The organism is Mycobacterium sp. (genome assembly GCF_049280035.1).
Taxonomy (GTDB): domain Bacteria; phylum Actinomycetota; class Actinomycetes; order Mycobacteriales; family Mycobacteriaceae; genus Mycobacterium.
On sequence record NZ_JBAPPI010000251.1, the window covers coordinates 1 to 8,110 of the forward strand.

Annotated in this window: 8 protein-coding genes and 1 tRNA gene; 3 read left to right on the top strand and 6 right to left on the bottom strand. The window is 66.2% G+C overall.

The genetic code is table 11. The features are described from left to right. Nucleotides 1-242: 242 nt before the first annotated feature. Both WAN71_RS08105 and WAN71_RS08110 read left to right on the top strand, forming a co-directional pair. The gene (locus WAN71_RS08105; protein WP_422224832.1) at nucleotides 243-365 is read left to right on the top strand and encodes a helix-turn-helix domain-containing protein; all 123 of its coding nucleotides are present in this window, start codon (nucleotides 243-245) and stop codon (nucleotides 363-365) included. 113 nt (nucleotides 366-478) lie between these two features. Further along, complete coding sequence (locus WAN71_RS08110; RefSeq protein WP_422224833.1) at nucleotides 479-2,200, top strand: aldehyde dehydrogenase family protein; 1,722 nt, start codon at nucleotides 479-481, stop codon at nucleotides 2,198-2,200. A gap of 232 nt (nucleotides 2,201-2,432) precedes the next feature. Here the strand turns inward: WAN71_RS08110 and WAN71_RS08115 are convergent, their stop codons facing one another. From WAN71_RS08115 to WAN71_RS08140, 6 genes are all read right to left on the bottom strand, one after another. Then, a complete protein-coding gene (locus tag WAN71_RS08115) occupies nucleotides 2,433-2,987 on the bottom strand; it encodes a recombinase family protein (protein ID WP_422224838.1) in 555 nt (184 codons plus the stop codon). 85 nt (nucleotides 2,988-3,072) lie between these two features. Further along, nucleotides 3,073-3,145, bottom strand: a tRNA-Ala gene (locus tag WAN71_RS08120). A gap of 44 nt (nucleotides 3,146-3,189) precedes the next feature. Further along, nucleotides 3,190-4,212, bottom strand: a complete 1,023-nt coding sequence (gene glpR, locus WAN71_RS08125) for a gephyrin-like molybdotransferase receptor GlpR (protein ID WP_422224834.1) — start codon at nucleotides 4,210-4,212, stop codon at nucleotides 3,190-3,192. A 135-nt stretch (nucleotides 4,213-4,347) separates the two neighbouring features. Further along, complete coding sequence (locus WAN71_RS08130) at nucleotides 4,348-4,959, bottom strand: GNAT family N-acetyltransferase (protein ID WP_422224839.1); 612 nt, start codon at nucleotides 4,957-4,959, stop codon at nucleotides 4,348-4,350. 63 nt (nucleotides 4,960-5,022) lie between these two features. Beyond that, nucleotides 5,023-6,336: a gephyrin-like molybdotransferase Glp gene (gene glp / locus WAN71_RS08135; protein WP_422224835.1), complete on the bottom strand. Its 1,314-nt coding sequence runs from the start codon at nucleotides 6,334-6,336 to the stop codon at nucleotides 5,023-5,025. A gap of 48 nt (nucleotides 6,337-6,384) precedes the next feature. Continuing rightward, nucleotides 6,385-7,293 (bottom strand): UTP--glucose-1-phosphate uridylyltransferase, encoded by a 909-nt coding sequence (locus WAN71_RS08140; RefSeq protein ID WP_422224836.1) that lies wholly within the window; start codon nucleotides 7,291-7,293, stop codon nucleotides 6,385-6,387. A gap of 75 nt (nucleotides 7,294-7,368) precedes the next feature. On the opposite strand from WAN71_RS08140, the gene WAN71_RS08145 reads away from it, so the two are divergent. Further along, nucleotides 7,369-7,968: a 5-formyltetrahydrofolate cyclo-ligase gene (locus tag WAN71_RS08145; RefSeq protein WP_422224837.1), complete on the top strand. Its 600-nt coding sequence runs from the start codon at nucleotides 7,369-7,371 to the stop codon at nucleotides 7,966-7,968. Nucleotides 7,969-8,110: the final 142 nt, after the last annotated feature.

The following is an 8,110-nucleotide window of genomic DNA, read 5'->3' on the forward strand; positions in this document are numbered from 1 at the left end:
ACCGAGGCCTGTCCGGCGCAATAGGCCTGACCTGCCGAAATCTGGTGGAGTTATGACGTTGCGTAACGCCGACGCCGGCTAGCCGAATAGTTCGAACAGCGTTGGCGTCGCTCAACTGTGGAGCCGATGACGGTGGAGCTAAGGGTGTCTGAGTTCACGACATAGGTGACAGATGAGTCGCGACATGGGTGACACCTGCAATGACCCATGATGAGTTGCGTCATAGGTGACAGTCATGGCTCATGTCCAAAGCACGTGTGGTCGTTCTCGAAGTCACCAGTGGTCACCTCACCGTGACGGCCGCAGCCCGGGCCTATGGGCTCTCGCGGCAACACATCTACCGACTTCTCAACGCAATGGGGTAGTCAATTACCTGTCACTTACCTGTGCGCGGGCCGTATCGTCGGGGTCGTCAGTCATCCAGCGGCGGCGTCGCCGCCAAGCGGATTCATCTGATCGCAAAGATGGGGAAGGTCTTATGACCACAGGGACCGCGCTCGACATGGCGGCGCTCGACAGGGCGCTTGATGACTTGCACATCGGTGCACCCAGCTGGGTGGCCCTGCCACTCGGCGACAAGGTGGCACTGCTCGAGGCGCTGCCGCCGAAGATCCTCGACCTCGGCCCGCAGATGGTGGCTGCGGCCGGCCACGCGAAGGGCATCGCGTCGACCTCCGCCTGGGTCGCCGAGGACTGGATGTCGGCCGTGTGGATCTTCATTCAGAATGTCAACGCACACGTCCTCGCGCTCAAGCGAGTAGTGGCCGGGCAGGAGCCAATCAGGGCCAACGCAGTCCACACCAGGCCGGACGGCCAGGTCGTCGTCGACGTCTTCCCGGTGACCGGATACGACCGGTTGCTACTCAACGGCTACAAGGCGCAGGTGTGGATCGAGCCGGGTATCAGTGCCGCGCGGACTCGCGAGGATGCCGCCAAGATGTACCGGGGTGGCGGCTACGACCACCCGGGAGTCTGTCTCGTCCTAGGCGCAGGCAACGTCGGAAGCATTACGGCACTGGACATCCTCGGCCAGCTGTACGCGCGGGGCAGTGTCTGCGTCGTGAAGATGAACCCGGTCAACGAATACCTCGGCCCGTTCTACGAGAAGATCTTCAGTGAATTTGTCTCGCGTGGCTGGCTCCGCTTCGCGTATGGCGGCGCCGACGTTGGCGGCTACCTCGCACGCCATCGCAAGACCGACTCCATTCACATGACGGGTTCGGCTGCGACCTACGACGCCATCGTGTGGGGTACCGATGCGGAGGCCGCAACCCGCAAGGCCAACAACACACCGATCCTGGACAAGCCGATCTCAGCCGAGCTGGGCGGCATTAGTCCGTTCATCGTCGTGCCAGGCGACTGGAGCGACGCCGACATCAGGTTCCAGGCCGAACACATCGCAACCAGCAAGCTCAACAACGCCGGCCACAACTGCATTGCGACGCAGGTTCTGGTCCTATCGCAGGACTGGCCGCTCGCTGACAAACTCATCGCCGAGGTTGGCAAGGTCATGCGCGAGGTCGAACCTCGCCCCACGTACTACCCGCGCTCCGACGACAACACCGACAAGGCCTGCGACGAGATGAGCGGTGCCGCGTTCCTCAGTAGCGACAAGAGCCGCGTGCTGATCCCTGACGTCGACCCGCACGGCGGTGCCAGCATTTTGCGCGACGAGGTCTTCGCCGGAGCGCTGGGAGTCGTGCGCCTTCCCGGCAAGACCGCACCGGAGTTCCTGAGCGACGCCGTTGAGTTCTCCAACGATGTTCTGCCCGGCACCCTCGGGGCAACCGTCGTCATCGACCCGAAGACGCGCAAGACGAATACGGCGGCCTTCGACGCAGCGATTTCCCATCTGCGCTACGGCGATATCGGCATCAACGTGTGGTCGGCGATGGCTTTCTCGCTGGGCTACCCATCCTGGGGCGCGTTCCCTGGCAACACTTCACAGAACATCGGAAGCGGCACAGGGGTGGTGCACAACGCCTTCTTACTGCAGCACGTGCAGAAGGCCGTCATCGAGATCCCGTTCCGTCCGGCGCCGCGCGCCATCCTCCACGGTGAGCTCACGATGTCGCCGAAGCCCGTCTTGTGGATCACCAACAAGACGGCTCAGACCACGATCCGTCGTCTGGCCAAGTTCCAAGTGGACGGCAACCCCCGAGCGCTGCCGGGGATCTTTGCGTCCGCTCTGCGCGGCTGAGGAAGACGCGTCAACCGCCGACAACTTCCCCCGCCGCACGAAGCTCTCCCGTAGACCCCGCCATCCTGCTCGGCTGGCGGGATGCGCGGATGATCACCCGGGCACCGCAGCGTCCGCGCCACCGGCTCGCGACCGAGCATCGCTACTGCGGCGTGGACATCATCGACATAGTCGGCAATCGAGCAGGAGTTGAGCGGCTGACCCAAACCGCTTGAGCCATGACCACGCAGGCTCACCGCGATGGCCCGAAATCCCCTATCGGCGAAGAAGTCCAAGAAGTGGTCATCCCAGCACCGCCCAGCACCCGGTAAACCGTAGCCCGGCTGACTTTGAGCGTCGTCGCGATGGTCGTGGCCGGCTCGCCGCTGTCATGCATTCGGCGCGCCAGCGCCGCCTGCTCGTCGGATAGCGCCTTTGGCCTGCCAATCGACTGGCCGCGCGTCCGACGCGCTTCCCTTGCCGCCGAACGGCGCTCGCGCCCCAGCTCCAATTCAAGCTCTGCCAAGCTCGCGAGGACACCGGCCACCATCCTGCCGGTCGCGTTGGATGTGTCGATGCCTTCGCGCAGCGACCGCAGCACGATCCCGCGCTCACCAAGCTCGCGGATAGTCACCATCACCTCAGCGGCGTTGCGGCCCAGCCGGTCGATACCCACGACCACGATGGCGTCGCCCTGGCGTGCGTAATCCAACAGGGCTGCGAGGCCCGGACGCTGTTCCCGCGTCGAGGTACCGGACAGCTTGTCGCTGTAGACGAAGACCTCGACGAGGTTGCGGACCGCCTGAATGAGGCCATCCGATTTACTGCGGACGCTCTGCGGACGGCTCAAGTTCCCTAACGGGCGACATACGCCCTGACCTGCTCAAACTCTGTGGAGCTAAGGGGATTCGAACCCCTGACCTACTCGATGCGAACGAGTCGCGCTACCAACTGCGCCATAGCCCCTGATCGCTAGCAGGCTACCAGTCGCGACGTCGGTCGCCGAACCGTTACTGCCCGGCGGCTCGCGGCAGGTCCCCGTGCCAGCCGTATTCCCGCGCGTACGGCGCGTAGTCGAGATGCTCGAAGATTGGATCCTCGTCGTCGATCTCCAGCACCACGGCCCCTGGGCGCCGCAGTCGCGACGGGACTACGTCGAATTCGCGGTCATAGGCGTTCTCTACGCCCAGCCGCGACCGCGCCATCCGATGCATCCGGCGGCGCTGTACCCGCTCCTCGATCCGGGTCTGCCGGCGCAGATACCCCAGGTAGAGCACCGTCACCGCGGCGGTGCTGCCGCAGATCCACCAGCCCGCAGAAGTCAGCAGAAACGCGGTGGCCGCCGATCCGACCAATGCCAGCGCCATGACCATCAGCACCCGCTTGCGAAACGCATACTTGCGGGCGCTAATCGCAGCCGCGGTGTCCGAGTCGTATCGATGCCGCCGCGAAAACGCGTGCGCGGCGGTCGCGGGCGAGTCCTCGCCGACCGGTATCCCCGATGTGTCGTCGATGTATTCGTATTGATCGGCGCCCTCGTCATCGGCGTCATCAAGGGTGTCGACCTCGTCGGCGTCCTCGGTGTCCTCGCCATCCGACGTCTCGTCCTCGGCCACCGGCTCGGGCTGCTCCTCGGCCGAGGGCAGCGTTTCGGAGTCTGTGTCGACCACCGCGTCGTCTGCGTCGAGCACTTCGGCGTGGGGCCCGGTCTCCTCAACCGCGACCGCGGCCGCGACGGTGACGACTGCGCCGCGCGCTTGCGGCATTTCCTCGGTGTTGTCCGAGTCGACGTCGTCAAAGTCGTCGGATTCGTCCTCGTCTGGCTGCCAGTCTGGGTCACTACGATGTCCAGCTGCCGGTCCCCCGCGCTTGAGCAGCCGCGCCGCCGCGCCACTGTTGAGCACGCGGGTCGCCAAGGCCACATCGCTGGTGCGGCGCACCGCGTCGCGCTTGCTGATCAGCATTGGAACCAACACGAACAGCCAGAGCACCACGAGCGATATCCATAACAATGACTGCGGGATGCTTGGCATGATGACCTGCTCCTTTCCCAACCAGGCTAGGCCGGTAGCCGGCGCATTCCGTCGAGGCGCGCCCAGGACAATTACACACCTGTAATTTGCTGCTGACAAGCACCACCAGTCACAAATGTCACATTTGCAACACGATCAAGCCCAGCTGGCGTGCCCGTCGCGCACCAGAGCCGACGTCACCGACCCGTAGACCTCTTCGGCTGTCAGACCCACCAACAGGTGATCCCGCCAATCCCCGTCGACTTGGAGGTAACGGCGCAACAGCCCCTCCTCGCGGAACCCGACCTTTGCCAGCACCGCCCGGCTTGCCGCATTCTCCGGTCGCACGGTGGCGTCCACGCGATGCAACATGACCGGGCCGAAGCAGTGATCCAGGCCCAGTGCCAACGCTCCGGTTGCGACCCCGCCACCGGTGACCGAGCTGGACACCCAGTAGCCGATCCATGCCGACCGCAACGCCCCGTGAGTGACGTTGCCGATGGTCAGCTGTCCGCAGAACTGGCCTTCAAGTTCGATCACATACGGCAGCATGCGGCCCTTGCGAGCTTCTGACCGCAAGCTCGAACAGACCGCCGGCCAAGACGAAATCGAATGCCGCGCACTCCAATCAGCTTCGGTGCTGGGCTCCCATGGCTCCAAGTGCGCGCGGTCGGCCTGCCGGGTGCGGCTCCACTGAGCGGCGTCGCGCATGCGTACCGGGCGCAGCCGGATCACGCCGGCCGGCACCCGCAGCGGACCAACACCCATCGGCCAGCCGGGATGCTGGGAGCTGGCGCGCCATACGTTCACGAGCGGGAGCCACCGTGTCGCTCAGCCACGCTGAGCCAGAAACGCGACGTCGACGATCTCGCCGATGCGGATCTGCTCGGCCTCACGGGGAATCACGACCAGACAGTTTGCCTCAGCCAGCGTCGCCAGCAGGTGCGACGAGGCGCCGGGCGCGCCGCCCAGCGCCTGCACCAGGTATTCGCCGGTGTCCTGATCACGCATCAGCTGCCCTCGCAAAAAGCCTTTGCGGCCGGGCACCGAAGTGATCGGCGACAGCGTGCGGGCCTGCACAACCCGGCGCATCGGCTGCCGCTTACCCAGCGACAGCCGGATCAACGGTCGGACCATCACCTCGAAGACCACCAACGCGCTGACCGGATTCGCCGGCAACAGGAACGTCGGCACACCTTCACGGCCCAGTTGCCCGAAACCCTGGACCGAGCCGGGATGCATTGCGACCCTGGTGACTTCCATCTCGCCGAGCTCACAGAGCACCGAGCGCACGGCCTCGGCCGCTGCGCCGCCGACCGCGCCGGCGATCACCACGATCTCGGCGCGGTTGATCTGTCCCTCGACGACTTCACCAAGCGCTTCTGGGTCGTTGCTGACGATGCCGACCCGGTTGACCTCTGCGCCCGCGTCCCGGCCGGCGGCCGCCAGGGCGTAGGAGTTGACGTCGTAAACCTGTCCGTTGCCGGGAGTGCGCGAGACATCTACGAGCTCGCCACCGACCGCGAGCACCGACAGCCGCGGGCGCGGGTGGACCAAAACCCGGTCGCGGCCAACCGCGGCCAGCAGCCCGACCTGTGCGGCACCGATGATCGTGCCGGCCCGTACCGCGACATCGCCCGGCTGCACGTCGTCGCCGGTGCGCCGCACGTAGGCACCCGATCGCACGCCGCGCAGCACCCGCACCCGCGACTGTCCGCCATCGGTCCATCGCAGCGGCAGCACCGCGTCGGCCAGTGTTGGCAACGGGGCGCCGGTTTGCACTCGCACGGCCTGCCCTGGCTGCAGCCTGCTGGGTGTACGCGTGCCGGCTTCGATGTTGCCCATCACCGGCAGGGTGACTGCGCCGCGCGCGGAAGGGGATTCCGCCGCCTCGCCCGGCACTGCGCGCAGATGGTCGTCGCCGCTTTGACCGTTGGACGGCTCGGACTCACCGACGTCGAGCACATCGACACTGCGTACCGCATAGCCGTCGATTGCGGCCTGGTCGAAACCGGGCAGTGGACGTTCGGTCACGACCTCTTCGGCGCACATCAGCCCCTGCGCTTCGGCAATGGCAACGCGAACCGGTCTCGGCGCCACCGCAGCGGCCGACACCCGGGCTTGTTGCTCCTCCACCGAACGCACAGCGCGCCTCTCTGCCGTCAACCGGTATCGGCCACAACGACCCCGCCGCTAGTTTTCGGCCAGGCCCAATCGAGTCACCAGCCACCGCCGCAATTCCGGGCCGTAATCGTCACGGTCCAATGCAAAGTCAACCGCAGCCTTGAGGTAGCCGCCGGGATTTCCCAAGTCGTGTCGGGAACCACGATGCACGACAACGTGTACCGGGTGCCCCTCGCGGATCAGCAAGGCGATCGCATCGGTAAGCTGCATTTCACCGCCCGCGCCCCGATCGATCCGATCTAACGCGTCGAAGATGGCGCGGTCGAGGATGTAGCGGCCGGCCGCCGCGTACATCGACGGAGCGTCTTCCGGCTTCGGCTTTTCCACCATGCCGTTGACCTTCAGCACGTCCTCGTGGGCGCCGGGTACCGCCTCGACATCGAAAACCCCGTAGGCGCTTATCTCTTCGGGCGAAACCTCGATCGCGCACAACACCGTGCCGCCGTACTCGGCGCGCACCTTCGACATCGTCTCCAGTACGCCGGTCGGCAACACCAGGTCGTCGGGCAGCAACACCGATACCGCGTCCTCGTCGGCCGACAGCACCGGCTCCACGCAGCTAATGGCGTGCCCCAGACCGAGCGGCTCGGCCTGCACAACCGACTCGACTTTGATCAGCCCCGGTGCGCGACGGACTTTCGCCAGCATGGCCTTCTTGCCCCGGGCCTCCAGCGTGCCCTCGAGTACCAAGTCTTCGACGAAATGCGCGACGACACCGTCCTTGCCCTCGGAGGTGATGATCACCAGCCGCTCGGCGCCGGCGTCGGCCGCTTCGGCTGCCACCAACTCGATACCGGGCGTGTCGACGACGGGCAACAACTCCTTGGGCACCGTTTTGGTCGCGGGGAGAAAACGCGTGCCCAAACCGGCCGCGGGAACGATCGCGGTGCGCGGCACCGGAGCCTGAGAGCGTGACATCGTTCACACCATAATCCCAGCGGCTTTCGGAGTCGGTGTGGCGGGGTGCCACGCGCGGCTGTCATCGTTGACGCCATGGCGACCACGGCCAAGGCCGCACTGCGGGAACGGCTGCTGGCAGGCCGGCGTTCGGTCACGGGCGACGTCAGGGCGAGCGAGGCGCGGTCACTGACCGAGCATCTCGAAGCGGTGGTGAGCAGCGGCAGCACCGTGTGCGCCTACGTGCCGGTGGGCGCCGAACCGGGATCGATCGAGATGCTGGACGCGGTGCTGCGACGAGGGGGCCGCGTGCTGCTGCCGGTCGCGCGTACCACTTCCGATGACTCCCCGGTGGCGCTGCAGTGGGGCGAATACCGGCCGGGTCAACTGGTGGCCGCTCGCTTCGGACTGCTCGAACCGACCGAGCCGTGGCTGCCGGCGACGACCCTGGCCGAGGCGAGCGTCGTGCTGGTTCCCGCGCTCGCCGTCGACCGCGCGGGCGTGCGACTGGGCCGGGGCCGCGGTTTCTATGACCGCACGTTGGTGCACCGGGATCCGGCGGCGCGCCTGATCGCCGTAGTCCGCGACCAAGAACTGCTCGATGAGTTGCCGCGCGAGCCGCACGACGTATCGATGACGCATGCGCTGACGCCCGGGCGCGGCCTGATCGAACTGCGTGGCGCTGACCGCGCTTAGCAGCCCCGCAGCACCCGTCGCAGCGCGTCTTTCTCCCGGCCGGACACCGACAGCTGGTAGTCCGTTTTGACCTCGACAGAGAGCATGGGGGTGCGTCACTGCCGGTGGCGGTCTGACTCTGACCTCGACTGACGCCGACTGG